The following is a 17,274-nucleotide window of genomic DNA, read 5'->3' on the forward strand; positions in this document are numbered from 1 at the left end:
CGTCATGATTTTGCCTTGGCTGATCCTGATTCCCTTCATCGGCGGCTTCCTGTGCTGGCTGGGTGAGCGCTTCGGCTCTACCCTGCCGCGCTGGATTGCACTGCTGACCATGTCCCTGTTGCTCGGTATCGGCCTCTGGCTGTGGGCCAACGGTGACTACACCCTGGCCCCTGCTCCGGGCGCCGAACCTGCCTGGGCCTTCGAATACAAAGTCGAATGGATCAAGCGCTTCGGCATCAGCATCCACCTGGCGCTGGATGGCCTGTCGCTGCTGATGATCCTGCTCACCGGCCTGCTCGGTGTGCTTTCGGTGCTGTGCTCGTGGAAAGAGATCCAGCGCCACGTCGGCTTCTTCCACCTCAACCTGATGTGGATTCTGGGCGGCGTGGTCGGTGTGTTCCTGGCACTGGACCTGTTCCTGTTCTTCTTCTTCTGGGAAATGATGCTGGTGCCGATGTACTTCCTCATCGCGCTCTGGGGTCACAGCTCGGCGGATGGCAAGAAGACCCGGATCTACGCGGCGACCAAGTTCTTCATCTTCACCCAGGCCAGTGGTCTGATCATGCTGGTGGCGATTCTCGCCCTGGTACTGGTCAACTACGGCAACACTGGCGTCATCACCTTCAACTACAGCGACCTGCTCAAGGCCGACCTGCCGGCCGGTACCGAGTACCTGCTGATGCTGGGCTTCTTCATTGCCTTCGCGGTGAAGCTGCCGGTAGTGCCGTTCCACTCGTGGTTGCCTGATGCTCACGCCCAGGCGCCGACTGCCGGTTCCGTCGACCTCGCCGGTATCCTGCTGAAAACCGCTGCCTATGGCCTGCTGCGCTTTGCTCTGCCGCTGTTCCCGAACGCGTCGGCCGAGTTTGCCCCGATCGCCATGACCCTGGGCTTGATCGGTATCTTCTACGGGGCCTTCCTGGCCTTCGCGCAGACCGACATCAAGCGCTTGATCGCCTTCTCCAGCGTCTCGCACATGGGCTTCGTGCTGATCGGCATCTACTCCGGCAGCCAGCAAGCCCTGCAAGGCGCGGTGATCCAGATGCTGGCACACGGTGTTTCGGCTGCCGCGCTGTTCATCCTCAGCGGCCAGTTGTACGAGCGCCTGCATACCCGTGACATGCGTGAAATGGGCGGTCTGTGGCACCGTATCGCCTACTTGCCGGCCATCAGCCTGTTCTTTGCAGCTGCTTCGCTGGGCTTGCCGGGCACCGGCAACTTCGTCGGCGAGTTCCTGATCCTGATCGGCAGCTTCGCCCACGTGCCGTGGTTCACCGTGATTGCCACCACTGGCCTGGTGTTCGGTTCGGTCTACTCGCTAATCATGATCCACCGCGCCTACTTCGGCCCAAGCAAGTCCGAGACTGTGCTTGCTGGCATGGACGGCCGCGAGCTGATCATGGTGCTGGGCCTGGCCGTGTTGCTGATCGTGCTCGGCGTCTACCCGCAGCCGTTCCTCGACACCTCTGCCGCCACCATGAGTGGCGTGCAGCAGTGGCTCGGTTCCGCATTCACTCAACTCGCTTCGGCACGGTAAGAGCGCTATGGAATTCACCACTCAACACTTCATTGCATTGGCGCCGATGCTGATCACCACCCTCACCACGGTTGTGGTGATGCTGGCGATCGCCTGGAAGCGCAACCACTCGCAGACCTTCCTGCTGTCGACCATCGGTCTCAACGCTGCACTGCTGTCGATCCTGCCAGCACTGAAAGTCGCGCCGCTGGCGATCACCCCGTTGATCACCATCGACAAGTTCGCCTGCCTGTACATGGCGATCATGCTGGTCGCTACCCTGGCCTGCGTAACCCTGGCCCATGCTTATCTGGGCGAAGGTTCCAAAGGCTACCCGGGTAACCGCGAAGAGCTCTACCTGCTGCTGCTCATGTCGGCACTGGGCGGCCTGGTACTGGTCAGCGCCAACCACCTGGCGGGGCTGTTCATCGGTCTGGAGCTGCTTTCGGTGCCGGTCTACGGGCTGGTGGCGTACGCGTTCTTCAACAAGCGATCGCTGGAAGCCGGTATCAAGTACATGGTGCTGTCGGCTGCAGGTTCGGCGTTCCTGCTGTTCGGTATGGCGCTGCTGTATGCCGATGCAGGCACCCTAAGCTTCGACGGTATCGCCAAGGCGCTGGCCAGCACCAACATGCCAAGCCTGCTGGCTCAGATGGGCCTGGGCATGATGCTGGTCGGTCTGGCCTTCAAGCTGTCGCTGGTACCGTTCCACCTGTGGACCCCGGACGTCTACGAAGGCGCCCCGGCGCCGGTCGCAGCGTTCCTGGCCACCGCCAGCAAGGTTGCCGTGTTCGCGGTGCTGATGCGTCTGTACATGATCTCGCCTGCTGCCAGCAGCGGTGTACTGAGCACCGTGCTGGCGGTAATCGCCGTAGCTTCGATCCTGATCGGTAACCTGTTGGCGCTGACCCAGAGCAACCTCAAGCGTCTGCTCGGTTACTCGTCCATCGCCCACTTCGGCTACCTGTTGATCGCCTTGATCGCCAGCAAAGGCCTGGCCATGGAAGCCATGGGTGTTTACCTGGTCACCTATGTGATCACCAGCCTTGGCGCGTTTGGCGTGATCACGCTGATGTCGTCGCCATACGCCGGCCGTGACGCCGACGCCCTGTACGAGTACCGCGGCCTGTTCTGGCGTCGTCCGTACCTGACTGCGGTGATGACCGTGATGATGCTGTCGCTGGCGGGTATACCGCTGACCGCAGGCTTCATCGGCAAGTTCTACATCATCGCCACTGGCGTCGAGTCGCAACTGTGGTGGTTGGTCGGTGCACTGGTGATTGGTAGCGCCATCGGCGTTTACTACTACCTGCGCGTCATGGTCACCCTGTACCTGGTCGAGCCGAACCTGCGTCGCCACGACGCGCCGCTGAAGTGGGAGCAGCAGACCGGTGGCGTGATGCTGCTGGCAATTGCCCTGCTCGCCTTTGTCCTCGGTGTATACCCGCAGCCGCTGCTGGAGATGGTCCAGCAGGCCGGCCTGCAACTGATCGGCTGATCATCCGGCAAGATAAAACACCCCGCATCTGCGGGGTGTTTTTTTATGGGCAACAGGCTCACTTCGATCAGATCGACGTACGCGCGCCCTGCCTGGGTTCAGGCTCGGGTTTCCTTGGCGGGTCAGGGTTACGAGCAGCGTGGCGCAGCTCGCGGTTGGCGCTGGGCAACTGGACATCCGGATTGGGCATGCCACTGGGCGACAGTTCGTGGGTCATTTCGAACTCGGCACGCACAGACCAGCCACAGGCTTCATTGATGCACTGCAGGTAAGCGACCCTGAGAAACACATGCCGCCCTTCGCTGGTGCGGATGCGCATCCGGCTGCTGCAATGCGGGCACACCAGTTTGTAACTACTCACAGCGCCCTCCTCCAATCAGGTGGGTCTGTCGTAGGGAACAACGTGTCGGCAGCAAGAACACCTGAAAACCGGCAGTCTGTAAGTCGCTCCGACAACAGCTGGGCAAGTTGTTCCCGCGCGCTATCAGAATATTCATCACTATCATAATTACGTACCATGCGGTGCGGGTAAGGATCCATCCAGATTATTCATATTGAGTACATCCGTGCCATCGATCTTATCAGAACTTATCAGGGATATTCATAATGAGTAATACCTCTCTAGTTTCGGTGTTGCACCGGTTAAAGGAGTTAACCGGCACCAGCAGTGATTCCGCACTTGCAAAAGAGCTGGGCGTCAGTCCGCAGACCCTGAGCAGCTGGAAGGTGCGCGAGAGCATTCCCTACGCGTTTTGCATAGAAGCTGCCAACCGCCACAGCGTGTCACTGGACTGGTTGCTGCTTGGCATTGGCAGCCCGGCACGGACAGCCCAGGCAGGGCCAGCAAACGCGGCGCAAGAGCTGCTTGATCTGGTGCAGGGGCTGGCGCCTGCCGACCTGCAAGCCTTGCGTATTCAAATCGTGGACCGACTGCGCCTGCAGGAACTGGAGCGGCGCCTCGAGCAACTGAGCGCCGCTGTGCATTCGGCCTGACAATCACGATCCACGGCGCCAGCGCTGGACGATTTCCTTGAGATCAGCGTTCTCCAGCCAGAGCATCACCTTGACACTGATCGGAATCACGACCACCGCAGCGACAAAAGCCGCAACGCCTGTGGAGACGAAAGGCACCAGTGACAACAGCAGGGGCATGAATAGGTAGCCCACGCCCGCTGACAGCAACAGGGTAAGCAGGCGTTGTTGCAGGCTCAACTTGCGCCTCGTCCTTATCGTCACCCAGGCCTTGCCCTTCGACGAACTAACTAGCCAGGCGCCGAGTATCGCGCCAGCCAGGGCCTGGCCGTCGAAATTGGCCAGGTCACCCTCAATCTGCGCCCAATTACGCAGCATTTCCTGGGCAAGCTCATTCATGGGCAGCTCCCTGCAAGGCTGACCGGCCACCCAAGGCGCGCAACGTACAGTGCTCGACCAGACGCTGATAGCAGCTGCACAGGCGGCGACCGTGCACATGTCGGCAAAGGTCGGTGAGTTGCGTGTAGCCCAGTGCACGTAAACGCCGGCGCCAGCTGGCGAACTCTCCTGCGGCGATCGCCAAGGCCTGTTGACCGGCAAGTTGCAGATGGGTATCGCTGATGTACGCGGGTATCGCCAAGCGTTGGCGCAAACTCGACAGCTCGATGCGCGGCCAGAACCGGTCGTGGCGCGCCAGATAGTACAAAGGCGGGGCTGGGTCAGGCGATTGAAGCTCGGCGTCCATGGTCGTGCCTCCTCATTATTCTTGCAGCATGCCGTAGCGGATGGCCTTGATCACCGCCATTACCCGAGTGGTCACGGCGAACTTGCTGAGAATGTTGCCGACATGAAAATTTACGGTGACCTCCTTGCAGCCAATGATCTGGCCGATTTCCCATGAGGTCTTGCCATAGGCGCACCACAACAGTACTTCCCGCTCGCGCGGCGTCAGGTAAATGGGCGGGTTATTGCCCGGAGCATCAATCGGTGGGGTGACGGCGTTCATGGCTGGTTCTCCGCAGTTTCGAATCCGGCCCTCAGAGCAGAGGGGTAAGACACCACCTTACGAACTCGCGGATCGATCGCTCCAGTACCGGCAGTTGTAAAGCGATCGCCTACAACAACGTTCTAACTTCATACACTTGCCCGCTTAAGAATCGGACGTGCTTCGAGCGACATCTCGTACGTCTGACCTCCTTTGCCCTGTAAGCCCCTGCCATTGGAGTCGTTCGATGCGTTGTGTTCCACCCTCTCGCGCCTTAGGCCTGCTGATCAGTACGGCCAGCTGCCCGGTGCTGGCCAGCGCTCCCGTAGAACTGGATCAACTGCTGATCAATGATCAGCCGCAAAGCCAGTTGGAGGCGGCCGACGAGCGTCTGCGACACGTCCCGGGCGCTACCAATCTGGTAGACATGCAGCAGGTGGCACAAGGGCGGTTGGCCAGCAACCAGGACGTACTTGCCTATCAACCGGGTGTGTTTGCCCAGTCCGCGGGTAATGAGGGCATCAAACTGTCGATCCGCGGCTCGGGTATCAACCGTGCGCCGGGTGCGCACGGCTCAGGGGTCTACACGATGTTCGACGGTTTGCCGCTGACTGGCCCCGGCGGCACGCCTTACGAGCTGCTCGAGCCGCTGTGGCTGAGCCGCGCAGAGGTGCTGCGGGGCGCTAACGGTTTTGATCAGGGCGCGCTCACGCTCGGTGGCGCGATCAACTACGTGACCCACACCGGTTACGATGCCGATCGCCTGCAGGTGCGCTATGAGGCCGGCAGCCGCGGCTACGCCCATCGCCAGATCAGTTCCGGCCAGGTACTGGGCAAGCTCGACTACTACGTGGCCCTGACCGACTCGGAATACGACGGTTACCAGGAGCACAGCAGTGGCAGCGCCAAGGGCTTTGCTGGCAACGTTGGCTATCGCTTCAACCCGAATCTGGAAACGCGCTTCTACCTGCGCTACCGGGAAACCGAGAACGAACTGGCCGGGCGCCTGACCAAGGAGCAGATCAAGCACGACCCACGGGCCGCCAACGCCGCCTACCTGGCCCGTGACGACAGCCGCCCGCAGCCGGGCAGCACCTGGGTGGCCAACAAGACTACCTTCTACCTTGAGGACGATGCCCGCGTTGAAGCTGGGTTGGTCTACCACGATTTCCCGATGGACCTGCGCGAAGGGCCAATGCGCCTGAAGGTGGCCTACACCGATGTCAGCGGCACCCTGAACTACATGCGCCGCGACACGTTGCTGGGCCACGAGAGCAAGACCACCGTGGGTTGGCGTACCACCAAGCACCTGCCTAACAGCGGTGCGTCGCAGTTTGCCCGCACCAATGGCGATAACTTCGGCGCCCGCAGCCGCGACTTCAGTTATCAGGGTTCGGATACCGTGTTGCACGTCGGTAATGAACTGGAGCTGATCCCAGACCTGTGGCTGACCACCGGCCTGGCCATGATCTACACCCGCCGTGAGAGCGACGTCAGCTATCCCGCCAGTGGCGGCAAGGTCAGCCAGCACGATTGGGACTACGCCCCGCGGATCGGCCTGCGCTACGACTGGCAGCCGAACTTGCAGCTGTACGGCAACCTCAGCCGTTCGGTCGAACCGCCGCACCCGTGGTCGCTGATCTGGAGTTCTACGGTTGCGACCCAGCCAATCAAGATGCAAAACCAGACGGCGACCACGCTCGAGCTTGGCGCGCGAGGCGACTCGGCCGTCGGCCGCTGGGATCTGGCCTGGTATTACGCTCAGGTTCGCCATGAGCTGCTGGCGGTTGAACTCGTACAAGGCTTGCCTGCCAAGGAGTTCAATGCCAGCGCAACGGTGCATGAAGGGCTCGAAGCCAGCCTGGACAGCACCCTCTGGGAACAATCAGGCAGCGGCAAGCTGAGCCTGCGCCAAGCCTATACCTTCAGCGATTTTCACTACCGCGATGACCAGCGCTTTGGCGACAACCGCCTGCCTGGCCTGCCCGTGCACTACTACCAGGCCGAGCTGCGCTATGACTGGCCGAGCGGCTTCCATGTCGGCGTCAATACACAGATGGCGTCCAAGGTGCAGGTCGACTATGCCAACAGCAACCACGCCGATGCCTATGCCCAGTTCGGTGCGCGACTGGGTTGGGACTCACCGCAACAAGACTGGCAAACCTGGCTCGACCTGCGCAACCTGACCAACAAGCGTTACAGCGCCAGCGTCACCCCGGGCTATGACGATCAAGGCAGCGACCAACCCCGGGCGACGCCCGGGGAAGGATTCGGCGTGTATGCAGGTGTGTCCTACAGCTTGAAGTAAGGCAGATTCAGGGCAACTGCACTTGCGGCTTGGTTTCGGTAAAGATGGTCCAGCTGGAAATGAACAACGCAGCGATCAACGGCCCGATCACGAAGCCGTTGAGGCCGAATACCGCCAGGCCGCCCAGGGTCGATACCAGGATCAGGTAGTCGGGCATGCGCGTGTCGCGCCCGACCAGGATCGGCCGCAACACGTTGTCGACCATACCGATCACCAACACACCAAAGGCCGTCAGCACCACACCCTGCCAGGTTGCCCCGGTCAGAATGAAGTAGGCCGCAACCGGTGCCCAGACGATCCCCGCGCCAACTGCTGGCAGCAACGACAGAAACGCCATCAGCACTGCCCAGATCAACGCACTGGGGATATCCAGAATCCAGAAGATCACCCCGCCCAGCGCACCCTGAGTGATCGCCACCAGCAGGTTGCCCTTGACCGTGGCGCGCACCACGCGGTTGAACTTCAGTTGCAGGCGGCGCTTTTGATCCTCGGGCAGCGGTACCGCCAGGCGCACTTTGCGCGCCAACTCCGGCCCTTCACGCAAGAAGAAGAACAGGATGTAGAGCATGATGCCGAAGCTGACGAGGAAATCGAACGTGCCTTGGCCAAAGCTGAACGCCTGACTGGCCAGGATCTGGCTGGCTTGCCCGGCCCACTTGCTGATCTTGTCGCGCAAGCCATCGAGGTTACCCATGCCCATCTGGTCAAGGCCGTGCTGCGCGAACGCTGGCAGCATGTTCTTGCCTTGCTCAACGTAACCGGCGATGTCCAATTGGCCGCTCTCGATGCGTTGATACAGCGAGGCGCCCTCCTGTACCAACAGCGCACTGGTGAAGATCACCGGCAAGATGGCGATCAGCAGACAGATCAGCAACGAGACACCGGCGGCGAGGTTGCGCCGGCGGTTGAAACGGATCAACAGGTTGCGCTGCAAAGGGGCAAACAGGATGCCCAGGATCACCGCCCAGAATATCGCGCCGTAATACGGCAGCATGATCCAGACGAAGGCAATGGTGACGGCGGTCAGCAGCACGGCCAGTGCCCTGTTCTGTAGTGCGGTTTGGTTCATGAGTATTCCTCGGGGATTCAGACCTTTAGTGCAGCAGAGATCGGAAAAAGTGCCCTGCGGGGGTTGATCCAGATCAATGCGCTTGAATTGGCCAGCCACTACCATCCGCGCCCTTTGCTCCGGTGCGCCCATGACCTCTCTCGCCAAGCCTGAATTGCTCGCCCCTGCCGGCACGCTGAAAAGCATGCGCTACGCCTTTGCCTACGGCGCCGACGCGGTGTATGCCGGCCAGCCGCGCTACAGCCTGCGGGTGCGCAACAACGAATTCGACCATGCCAACCTCGCCTTGGGCATCAACGAAGCGCACGCCTTAGGCAAGCAGTTCTACGTGGTCGTCAACATCGCCCCGCACAACGCCAAGCTGAAGACCTTCCTCAAGGACCTTGCTCCGGTGATCGCGATGGCGCCCGATGCGCTGATCATGTCTGACCCGGGCCTGATCATGCTGGTGCGCGAGCACTTCCCACAGATGCCGGTGCACCTGTCGGTGCAGGCCAACACGGTCAACTGGGCGAGCGTGCGCTTCTGGCAGCAGCTTGGCCTGAGCCGAATCATCCTCTCGCGCGAGTTGTCGCTGGAAGAGATCGAGGAGATCCGCCAGCAGGTACCCGCTATGCAGCTGGAGGTGTTTGTCCACGGCGCCCTGTGCATGGCCTACTCAGGACGCTGCCTGCTGTCGGGCTACCTGAACAAGCGCGACGCCAATCAGGGCAGCTGCACCAATGCCTGCCGCTGGAAGTATCAGGCCACTGCGGCGGTGGAGAACGTCAGCGGCGACATCGTCCATGAAGTGCAACCGACTCTAGGCCTGGGCGCCCCGACCGAGCAGGTGTTCCTGCTTGAAGAGGCCAATCGGCCCGGTGAAGCGCTGCCGGCATTCGAGGACGAACACGGCACCTACATCATGAACGCCAAGGACCTGCGCGCCGTACAACACGTCGAGCGGCTGACGCGCATGGGTGTGCATTCGCTGAAAATCGAAGGCCGGACCAAATCGCATTTCTACTGCGCTCGCGCGGTGCAGTCCTACCGCCAGGCCATCGACGATGCCCTGCAGGGGCGGCCGTTTGATCGCAGCCTGATGGAAAACCTTGAATCGCTGGCCCAGCGTGGCTACACCGAAGGCTTCCTGCGCCGCCATGTGCACGATGAATACCAGAACTACCAGCGCGGCAATTCGGTGTCCGAGCGACAGCAGTTCGTCGGTGAGCTGACCGGTGCGCGGGTCGAGGGCCTGGCCGAGGTCAAGGTCAAGAACCGTTTTGCCCTTGGCGATCAGCTGGAGCTGATGACACCCCGCGGCAACTACCATTTTGAACTGAGCCGCCTGCGCGATCGGCAGCAGCGCGAGATCGAGGTGGCGCCTGGCGACGGCCATGTGGTGTATCTGCCTATCCCTGAGCAGGTGCCACTTGAGTACGCGTTGCTGATGCGTGATCTGGACGGTGCTGCGCCTGCCAGCTGACAGCGCTGTAATGACTGCGTCAGCTTGCTGTCAGGTGAGTTGCGCCATGCTGGCCGCTTTTGGCCTGCCTGCAGCAGGCTGACGCCGGTTGCGTTAAGCTGCCGCCGAGCCTGCCGCCTGCAGGCGGCCGCCCCTTGCCGAGGAATTTGACCATGCTGCGTACTCGCCTGATTGCTCTGGGCCTGCTGGCCTTCACTGGCCTTGCTCAGGCTGCCGAGACCATCGACGTTTACCGTGACCCCAACTGTGGCTGCTGCAAGCAGTGGATCAGCCACCTGCGCGATAACGGTTTTACCGTCAATGACCACGTCGAGCCGAACATGAGCGCCGTGAAACAACGCCTCGGCGTAGCGCCGCGGCTGGCCTCCTGTCATACCGGTGTCATCGATGGCAAGTTCGTCGAGGGCCATGTGCCGGCCGAACAAGTGCGCCTGCTCGCCACACGCAACGACCTCAAGGGCGTGGCAGTACCCGGCATGCCGATGGGTTCGCCAGGGATGGAGATGGGCGATCACAAAGATTCATACCAGGTGATCGGCGTGACCCATGAGGGTAACGACGAGGTCGTGGCCAGCTACTGAGCCGCGGCCGATGATGAGCCTTGTGGCGTTGTTCCTCAGCGCCTTCGGCGCCGCCACTCTGCTGCCGTTGCAGTCCGAAGCGGTGCTGGTCGGGTTGCTGCTGCGCGAGCAGCATGCCTGGTTGACCCTGCTGCTGGTCGCGACCCTGGGCAATGTGCTGGGCTCGGTGGTCAACTGGCTGCTCGGCCGGGCGGTGGAACGGCTCCGTGAGCACCGCTGGTTCCCGTTCAGTGGCGCCCAACTGGAGCGTGCCCAGCAACGCTACCAACGCTGGGGCCAGTGGTCGCTGTTGCTTAGCTGGATGCCGGTGATCGGCGATCCTCTGACGCTGATTGCCGGCATCATGCGCGAGCCATTCTGGCGTTTTCTGCTGCTGGTGACAGTCGCCAAGTGTGGGCGTTACCTGGTGGTAGTGCTGATTACCCTGGGCTGGGTTAACGGCCAGTAACACCTTTGCCGCTTGTTGCGCGTGTCGGGCTGCTACAGTCGCTTTTTTCCTACATGGTCCTACACGGAGTGCCCCCATGCTGCGCGCAACCGCCCTGGCCCTCGCCTGCCTAATCGGCAGCCCGGCGTTCGCTGCCGAGTCGCCCACCTATGGGCAGCAACTCGAAGGCTTCGACTACCCCTACCCGCTCCAGCATTACGACTTCACCTCGCAAGACCAGGCCTTGCAAATGGGCTATATGGATGTCCCTGCCCAAGGCAAGGCCAACGGTCACAGCGTGGTGCTGATGCACGGCAAGAACTTCTGCGGCGCAACCTGGGAAAGCAGCATCGACGCCCTCAGCAAAGCCGGCTACCGGGTTATCGTGCCGGACCAAATCGGCTTCTGCACGTCGAGCAAGCCTGCCTATTACCAATACAGCTTCCAGCAGCTGGCGAGCAACACTCACGCCCTGCTCGAGCAGTTGGGGGTCGAGCAGGCGATCATTCTCGGCCACTCCACTGGCGGCATGCTTGCCACCCGCTATGCGCTGATGTACCCGCAGCAGGTCGAGCGCCTGGCGATGGTCAATCCAATCGGCCTGGAAGACTGGAAAGCCCTAGGCGTGCCTTACCGAACGGTCGATCAGTGGTATCAACGTGAGCTCAAGCTGGACGCCGAGGGCGTGCGCAACTACGAGCGCAAGACCTACTACGCCGGCCGCTGGAAGCCCGAATACGAGCGCTGGGTGCAGATGCTGGTTGGCTTGAATCAGGGTCCTGGGCATGAGCGCGTGGCATGGAACTCGGCGTTGATCTACGACATGATCTTTACCCAGCCGGTTTATCACGAGTTCCAGAACCTGAAGATGCCGACCTTGCTGCTGATTGGCGATCAGGACACTACCGCGATTGGCAGCGACATTGCCCCGGCTGAGGTCAAGGCGAAGCTGGGCAACTACAAGGCGCTGGGACCGCAGGCGGCCAAGCTGATCCCCCAGGGCGAGTTGATCGTCTTTGAGGGGATGGGCCACGCGCCGCAAATCGAAGAACCGCGGCGCTTCCACAAGACCTTGATCGACTGGCTGCAGAAATGAACCAGCTCTGAGCCGACCGTTAGCCGAAGCGTTGCAACTGCATTTCCCGTAACCGGCTCAAGGTGCGCTGATACGGGAATGCCAGGTAGCCCTTTGTGTAGAGCGCATCCAACGGCACTTGGGCCTCAAGGTAGAGGGCAACGCGGCGGTCATAGCACTCGTCGACCAAAGCGATGAAGCGGCGCACGCTATCGTCTTTGGCTGACAACGTCGGCAGCTGGCGATCGCCGGCTGCTACTCGCTCGGCAGCATCTTCGGTGCCTCGTGCAATGCGCCCGGCGCGCTGCTCGCCGCCTAGCGCAGGGATAGCATCGATGAGGATCGCCGGAAACCGGTCACACAAGGCCATGAACTCGATGGCCGACAACGGTTGCTCGCACAGATCGCTGAAGTGACACCAGATGGCCTGGTCACTGCGGCGCACCACGCGGATTTGTCGCGAACCTAATTGCAGCGGCTCGGTACAACCAGCGTCGCCGGCACTCAATTGCTCGAACAGCGTGCCGAAGGTACTGGTCGCATTGTCTGCTACACACCAGTAACGCTGACGCGCGAGGCCTGGGTGCAGCCGGTGATCCTGTTCGCCGACGACCGGCAGAATCTGCATATGCCGCTGCATCGCCTCAATGGCGGGCAGGAAGCGGTCACGATTGAAGCCGTCCAGGTACAGCTCAGTCGGCGGTTGATTGGAGGTGGCGACGATCACCACACCGTGCTCGAACAGCTCGCTGAACAACCGGCCAAGGATGATCGCGTCGCCGATGTCGTTGACGAACAGCTCATCGAAGCACAGCACGCGAATTTGCCCGGCCAGCTCACTGGCCAATGCTCGCAGCGGATCAGCGGTGCCGTTGAGCTGGAACAGCCGTTGATGCACCCAGGCCATGAAGTGATGAAAGTGCTGGCGCCTTGCAGGTACTTGCAGGCAGCGATGGAACTGGTCCATCAGCCAGGTCTTGCCGCGACCGACCGGCCCCCATAGGTAGACGCCCGGGCCGGCCTGGTCAGTCTGCAAGGATTCGAAACACCGCTGAAGGGCGGCTACGGCATTGGCCTGCGCAGGATCGGCAACGAAGCCGTCCTGCTGCAAAGCCTGCTGATAGAGCGTTTGCGGATCGATAGCCATGTGCCAGTGAGCGTTTGGGAAAACGCCATGGTACCTGTTATCGCGATTACTGGTCGTTGCTCAAGCCAACTTTCAGCAGCGCGCCGTCTTTGGCGTCAGTCAATACATACAGGTAGCCGTCAGGCCCTACGCGCACATCACGAATTCGCGCCTTCAGTTCGCCCAGCAGCCGCTCTTCGTGCACCACCTTATCGCCCTTGAGCTGCAGGCGGATCAGCTCTTGAGTGGCCAGTGCACCGATGAACAGGTTGTGGTCCCAGGCCTTGAACGTAGGACGGTCGTAGAACGCCATGCCGCTGATGCCTGGTGACTTCTCCCACACATGATGGGGATCGACCATGCCGTCAACGTGCTTGCCCTTGGCCTCTGGAATCGGCAACAGCGAGTAGTTGATGCCATGGGTAGCAATCGGCCAACCGTAGTTCTTGCCAGCCTGGGGAATGTTGATCTCGTCACCACCGCGCGGCCCGTGCTCATTGGTCCAGAGCTCGCCGCTCCACGGATTGAGCGCTGCGCCCTGTTGATTGCGATGGCCAAACGACCAGATCTCGGGGCGAACGTCTGATTTGCCAACGAAGGGATTGTCTTTGGGTACTTCACCATCGGGGAGGATGCGCACGACCTTGCCTTGGAGCTTGTCCAGGTCCTGCGCGGTGGCGCGTTGGTTGTTCTCGCCCAGTGCGATGAACAAATAGCCGTCACGGTCGAACACCAGCCGCGAGCCGAAATGGTTGCCTTCAGACAGTTTCGGCATCTGCCGGAATATCACGGTGAAATTGTCGAGACGCGCGCGGTCGGCCGAGAGCTGGCCGCGGCCAACCGCAGTACCGGCCTTGTCATCGTCGCCTTCTTCGGCGAACGACAGGTAGACCGTGCGGTCCTTGTCGAAGTCTGGCGACAGCACTACATCGAGCAGGCCGCCCTGCCCTTGCGCCCAGACCTTGGGGACGCCGCTCAGGGGTGGCCCGACCTTGCCTTCAGCGGTCACCAGACGCAGGTTGCCAGGGCGTTCGGTGACCAGCATGTCCTTACCGCCTGGAAGAAACGCCAGGCCCCAAGGATTACGCAGGCCATTGGCTACTGTGCTGACGGTGATCTCACCCTCTTCACTGGGAAATTGCTGCTCGGAGGCGGCGTGGGCAAATACGGGCAGCAACGCTGCAACGGTCAAGCTGGTCAAGCTGGTCAACCAGGATCGTGGAGTCATGCGGGGTTCCTTGCAGAAAAGCTCACGGCGCGCGTTGGCTGTCACGCGGCGGGCGACTGGGTTCGAGGCGTGGGGTCTGTTGTTGGCGGCGCAAGTTGTCACCGTTGCCGATACCGCGATTGTCCAGCGTCGGTGGACGTGGCATGGGCTGGGTAGAGGGCCCGCGCACGGGTGGGGTATCAGGCGCACTGCCCTGCCGGCTATTGGGGTTGGCGCGCTGAATCGGGCTGTTGTAGGGGTTGTTGTTGGCCGCCTGCGCACTGGTATCAGCGAATGCGGCGCTGCCAGGTAACGCCAGCAACAAACCAAGGCCAAGGACTGGCCAGACAGATTTCATGTGCCACCTCCAAAAACGAAAAAGCCACGCTCAGGCGTTGGATAGCCTAGGGCGTGGCAGGTTCGTATTAAAAGTGCGAATTCGTGTGCAGATGCTTCCTGACGTGTCTAGCGGCTGAGGGCCGCCAACGACAGCAGCACCGGATCAGCGATTGGCGTTGGCGGCGGCCATCATTTTATTGACCTCGCTACGGACCATGATCGCAAAATCCTGCGGCGTCATCGCATCTAGCTCGGCGCGGACCCACTCGGCCCATTTGCCCTTGCGACGAGACTTCTCGGAAATCAAGCGACCGGCTTCAGCCTTGACCTTGCCAAGGTTGCTCTGCCAATACTCGAACAGTCGCGCTTTCTCCGCTTCGATCTGCGCCCGTTCTTCAAAGCTTCTGTTGGCCAGATTGAAACTCATGAAAATCTACCCTGCTGCATGAAATTTGCCGGCTATCTTACACTGATGCGGCAATCGGCCGGAACGTCTGCGCAACTTTCCCGCCGCGCAGGTATCCATTGTTCTAACCATCACCAAACGAGGAGCTGTTCATGGCCCGGAAAACCACCCAAATCGATACCGATCAGATCAAGGACCAAGTCTTCAGCGAGCTGCAGTCATTGATTGAAGAGTCCGAACGTCTGCTCGAGCAAAGTGCATCGCTGATTGGCGAAGAGGCCGATACCCTGCGCGCACAGATTAGCCAGAAGCTGAGCCAGGCTCGTCAGGCTGCCACCTCGGTACGCGACCGTGCGCAGCCGGTGGTCGAAGCCACTCAAGATTATATCGGTGGCCACCCGTGGCAGACCGTTGCTGTGTCTGCAGGCTTCGGTCTGGTAGTCGGCTTGCTGCTGGGCCGTCGTTCGTAATACGGGCGAGATCGCTGGCTCAGCCGCTGATCAAGCGGCCAGAGCCAGCGGTATACCACTGTGAAAGCGCAATTCCTGATCTGTTGAACAGATCAACTCTGCTTCAGCCTCGCGCACCTTCTCCACTACGCGCGCGATGTCGGCCTGATCGCCATACTGATTGGCAAGCTTCAGATAGCCGAGAAAATGCCGCGCTTCGCTGTTCAGCAAGCCGTGGTAAAACGTCCCCAACTCTTCATCCAGGTGCGGTACAAGTGCGGCAAAGCGTTCGCAGCTGCGCGCTTCGATAAAAGCACCCACCACCAGGGTATCGACCAACTTGACCGGCTCGTGGGAGCGAACCAGCTTGCGCAAGCTGGACGCATAGCGCCCTGCCGGGACCGGCCGCAGCGGTACGCCCCGTCGTTTCATCAGGCGCAGTACCTGCTCGTGGTGAACCAGCTCCTCACGTGCAAGGCGCGACATCATGTTGATCAGGTCGAGGTGCGCGTTGTACTTGGCAATCAAGCTCAAAGCTGTGCTGGCAGCCTTGAATTCACAGTTTTTGTGATCGATCAGCAGCGTCTCCTGATCGGCCAGTGCTGCTTCGATCCAGGCATCAGGGGTGCGACAACCGAGAAAGGCTTCGACTTCGGGAATCAGGGACATAATTTCACGGCAACTGAACAGCGGCAGGGTCGGCGATTATACCGAGGGCAGCGGCGATCGCCAGCGACTATGCTTGATATACGTCAAACGGCAACCGTGAGCGCGCCGTCTATAGTCAGGCATCGGCCACCCATTCTAGGAGTCCATGCTCATGCAACAGGTCAGAAGCATTCTGGTTGTACTCGATCCAGACCACGCCCACAGCCGGGCGCTGACCCGGGCCAAGCTGATTGCCGGGGTGACGGGCGCCCGTATGCATCTGCTGATGTGCGACAAAAAGCACGACCATCAGGCACTGCTGAGCGTGTTGGCGGGCCAACTGCAGGAAGACGGCTACGACAATATTAGCTTTGAGCAAAGCAGGCACGATGTTGTACATGAGGCCATCATCCAGGCCCAGCAAGCCGAGGGTTGCGACCTGGTAATCAAGGAGCATCGTCCGGATAACCCCCTGAAGAAAGCATTACTCACCCCTAGCGACTGGAAGCTACTGCGTCAGTGCCCTTGCGCGGTACTGATGGTCAAGAGCGAGCAACCCTGGACCGGTGGGGTGATTCTGGCAGCGGTCGACGTGGGCAATCATGATGAGGAACACCGCCTATTGCATGCGAGCATTATCGATCACGGTTTTGGCATCGCCAGCCTGGCCAAGGGCGAACTGCACGTGATCAGTGCCCACCCCTCCCCCATGCTCTCCGCAGCTGATCCGGTGTACCAGAACCGGGACAGTATCGAACAACGCTATCGCGAGGCGTGCAGCGCGTTTCAAGCTGAGTTCTATATCACTGATGATCGCCTACACATTGCTGAAGGGCCGGCAGATGTGCTGATTCCTTACACCGAGGATAAATACAAAGCCGTGGTAACGGTGATCGGCACCGTTGCCCGTACGGGTATCTCCGGCGCGTTGATCGGCAACACTGCTGAAGTGGTGCTCGATAAGCTTGAAGGTGATGTATTGGTACTGAAGACCGAGCAGGTGATTGCGCATCTTGCTGAGTTGGCTCGGGGCTGAAGCTGCCTTGATTGGGGCCGCTATGCAGCCTCAAATTCCCAGATCCGGAAAAGACAAAACCCCTACCTGCTTGCGCAGATAGGGGTTTTGCGAAATGAATCTTGACGATGACCTACTCTCACATGGGGAGACCCCACACTACCATCGGCGATGCATCGTTTCACTAC

General features: G+C 60.7%; 20 protein-coding genes. 10 read left to right on the forward strand and 10 right to left on the reverse strand.

The genetic code is table 11. From position 1 onward, the window contains the following. The first annotated feature begins 4 nt into the window (after window positions 1-4). Window positions 5-1,537 (forward strand): NADH-quinone oxidoreductase subunit M, encoded by a 1,533-nt coding sequence (gene nuoM / locus ACIOAU_RS07545; RefSeq protein ID WP_101318371.1) that lies wholly within the window; start codon window positions 5-7, stop codon window positions 1,535-1,537. Window positions 1,538-1,544: 7 nt separating this feature from the next. Beyond that, the gene (nuoN, locus tag ACIOAU_RS07550) at window positions 1,545-3,014 is read left to right on the forward strand and encodes an NADH-quinone oxidoreductase subunit NuoN (RefSeq protein ID WP_101318369.1); all 1,470 of its coding nucleotides are present in this window, start codon (window positions 1,545-1,547) and stop codon (window positions 3,012-3,014) included. A 67-nt stretch (window positions 3,015-3,081) separates the two neighbouring features. On the opposite strand, the gene ACIOAU_RS07555 is transcribed toward nuoN, so the two are convergent. Next, window positions 3,082-3,375, reverse strand: a complete 294-nt coding sequence (locus ACIOAU_RS07555; protein ID WP_224785544.1) for an ogr/Delta-like zinc finger family protein — start codon at window positions 3,373-3,375, stop codon at window positions 3,082-3,084. A gap of 245 nt (window positions 3,376-3,620) precedes the next feature. On the opposite strand from ACIOAU_RS07555, the gene ACIOAU_RS07560 reads away from it, so the two are divergent. Beyond that, window positions 3,621-4,007 carry a helix-turn-helix domain-containing protein gene (locus ACIOAU_RS07560; RefSeq protein WP_150571304.1) on the forward strand — a complete coding sequence of 129 codons (387 nt, stop codon included), beginning with the start codon at window positions 3,621-3,623 and terminating at the stop codon, window positions 4,005-4,007. Between the two features lie 3 nt (window positions 4,008-4,010). On the opposite strand, the gene ACIOAU_RS07565 is transcribed toward ACIOAU_RS07560, so the two are convergent. Genes ACIOAU_RS07565 through ACIOAU_RS07575 form a run of 3 tightly spaced genes read right to left on the reverse strand, consistent with a single transcriptional unit; the run spans window position 4,011 to window position 4,992 of the window. Continuing rightward, a complete protein-coding gene (locus tag ACIOAU_RS07565; protein ID WP_224785543.1) occupies window positions 4,011-4,385 on the reverse strand; it encodes a hypothetical protein in 375 nt (124 codons plus the stop codon). Further along, window positions 4,378-4,731: a head completion/stabilization protein gene (locus ACIOAU_RS07570; protein WP_101318365.1), complete on the reverse strand. Its 354-nt coding sequence runs from the start codon at window positions 4,729-4,731 to the stop codon at window positions 4,378-4,380. The genes ACIOAU_RS07565 and ACIOAU_RS07570 overlap by 8 nt, the downstream gene beginning before the upstream one ends. Before the next feature lie 15 nt (window positions 4,732-4,746). After that, the gene (locus ACIOAU_RS07575) at window positions 4,747-4,992 is read right to left on the reverse strand and encodes a helix-turn-helix domain-containing protein (protein ID WP_101318363.1); all 246 of its coding nucleotides are present in this window, start codon (window positions 4,990-4,992) and stop codon (window positions 4,747-4,749) included. A gap of 226 nt (window positions 4,993-5,218) precedes the next feature. Between ACIOAU_RS07575 and ACIOAU_RS07580 the strand changes: the two genes are divergently transcribed. Next, the gene (locus ACIOAU_RS07580) at window positions 5,219-7,279 is read left to right on the forward strand and encodes a TonB-dependent receptor family protein (protein WP_401181055.1); all 2,061 of its coding nucleotides are present in this window, start codon (window positions 5,219-5,221) and stop codon (window positions 7,277-7,279) included. A gap of 7 nt (window positions 7,280-7,286) precedes the next feature. On the opposite strand, the gene ACIOAU_RS07585 is transcribed toward ACIOAU_RS07580, so the two are convergent. Next, window positions 7,287-8,348 carry an AI-2E family transporter gene (locus tag ACIOAU_RS07585; RefSeq protein ID WP_150571306.1) on the reverse strand — a complete coding sequence of 354 codons (1,062 nt, stop codon included), beginning with the start codon at window positions 8,346-8,348 and terminating at the stop codon, window positions 7,287-7,289. 130 nt (window positions 8,349-8,478) lie between these two features. On the opposite strand from ACIOAU_RS07585, the gene yegQ reads away from it, so the two are divergent. The 4 genes from yegQ (at window position 8,479) to ACIOAU_RS07605 (ending at window position 11,917) form a co-directional block, all read left to right on the forward strand. Further along, window positions 8,479-9,813: a tRNA 5-hydroxyuridine modification protein YegQ gene (gene yegQ / locus ACIOAU_RS07590; protein ID WP_401181058.1), complete on the forward strand. Its 1,335-nt coding sequence runs from the start codon at window positions 8,479-8,481 to the stop codon at window positions 9,811-9,813. A 152-nt stretch (window positions 9,814-9,965) separates the two neighbouring features. After that, the gene (locus ACIOAU_RS07595; RefSeq protein WP_181089398.1) at window positions 9,966-10,394 is read left to right on the forward strand and encodes a DUF411 domain-containing protein; all 429 of its coding nucleotides are present in this window, start codon (window positions 9,966-9,968) and stop codon (window positions 10,392-10,394) included. A 10-nt stretch (window positions 10,395-10,404) separates the two neighbouring features. Continuing rightward, the gene (locus ACIOAU_RS07600; protein WP_150571309.1) at window positions 10,405-10,842 is read left to right on the forward strand and encodes a YqaA family protein; all 438 of its coding nucleotides are present in this window, start codon (window positions 10,405-10,407) and stop codon (window positions 10,840-10,842) included. Window positions 10,843-10,918: 76 nt separating this feature from the next. Beyond that, window positions 10,919-11,917: an alpha/beta fold hydrolase gene (locus tag ACIOAU_RS07605; protein ID WP_150571310.1), complete on the forward strand. Its 999-nt coding sequence runs from the start codon at window positions 10,919-10,921 to the stop codon at window positions 11,915-11,917. A 19-nt stretch (window positions 11,918-11,936) separates the two neighbouring features. On the opposite strand, the gene zapE is transcribed toward ACIOAU_RS07605, so the two are convergent. The 4 genes from zapE to ACIOAU_RS07625 all read right to left on the reverse strand — a co-directional run bounded on the left by zapE (window position 11,937) and on the right by ACIOAU_RS07625 (window position 14,995). Continuing rightward, window positions 11,937-13,043 (reverse strand): cell division protein ZapE, encoded by a 1,107-nt coding sequence (gene zapE / locus ACIOAU_RS07610; RefSeq protein WP_401181063.1) that lies wholly within the window; start codon window positions 13,041-13,043, stop codon window positions 11,937-11,939. A 46-nt stretch (window positions 13,044-13,089) separates the two neighbouring features. Beyond that, entirely contained in the window at window positions 13,090-14,250 is a 1,161-nt protein-coding gene (locus ACIOAU_RS07615) for a PQQ-dependent sugar dehydrogenase (RefSeq protein ID WP_401181066.1), read from the reverse strand. Between the two features lie 22 nt (window positions 14,251-14,272). After that, window positions 14,273-14,587 carry a hypothetical protein gene (locus ACIOAU_RS07620; RefSeq protein WP_188035693.1) on the reverse strand — a complete coding sequence of 105 codons (315 nt, stop codon included), beginning with the start codon at window positions 14,585-14,587 and terminating at the stop codon, window positions 14,273-14,275. A gap of 144 nt (window positions 14,588-14,731) precedes the next feature. Beyond that, entirely contained in the window at window positions 14,732-14,995 is a 264-nt protein-coding gene (locus ACIOAU_RS07625; RefSeq protein WP_101318342.1) for a hypothetical protein, read from the reverse strand. Between the two features lie 131 nt (window positions 14,996-15,126). Here ACIOAU_RS07625 and ACIOAU_RS07630 point away from each other — a divergent pair, with 131 nt between their 5' ends. After that, on the forward strand, window positions 15,127-15,444 hold the full coding sequence (locus tag ACIOAU_RS07630) for a YqjD family protein (RefSeq protein ID WP_101318340.1): 318 nt from the start codon (window positions 15,127-15,129) through the stop codon (window positions 15,442-15,444). Window positions 15,445-15,474: 30 nt separating this feature from the next. Here ACIOAU_RS07630 and ACIOAU_RS07635 read toward each other — a convergent pair whose 3' ends face one another. Further along, window positions 15,475-16,092, reverse strand: a complete 618-nt coding sequence (locus tag ACIOAU_RS07635) for a tRNA-(ms[2]io[6]A)-hydroxylase (protein WP_101318338.1) — start codon at window positions 16,090-16,092, stop codon at window positions 15,475-15,477. Window positions 16,093-16,243: 151 nt separating this feature from the next. Between ACIOAU_RS07635 and ACIOAU_RS07640 the strand changes: the two genes are divergently transcribed. Next, window positions 16,244-17,107 (forward strand): universal stress protein, encoded by an 864-nt coding sequence (locus tag ACIOAU_RS07640; RefSeq protein ID WP_401181071.1) that lies wholly within the window; start codon window positions 16,244-16,246, stop codon window positions 17,105-17,107. Window positions 17,108-17,274: the final 167 nt, after the last annotated feature.

The organism is Pseudomonas sp. NPDC088322 (assembly GCF_044740745.1).
In the GTDB taxonomy this organism is placed as follows: Bacteria; Pseudomonadota; Gammaproteobacteria; order Pseudomonadales; family Pseudomonadaceae; genus Aquipseudomonas; species Aquipseudomonas shirazensis.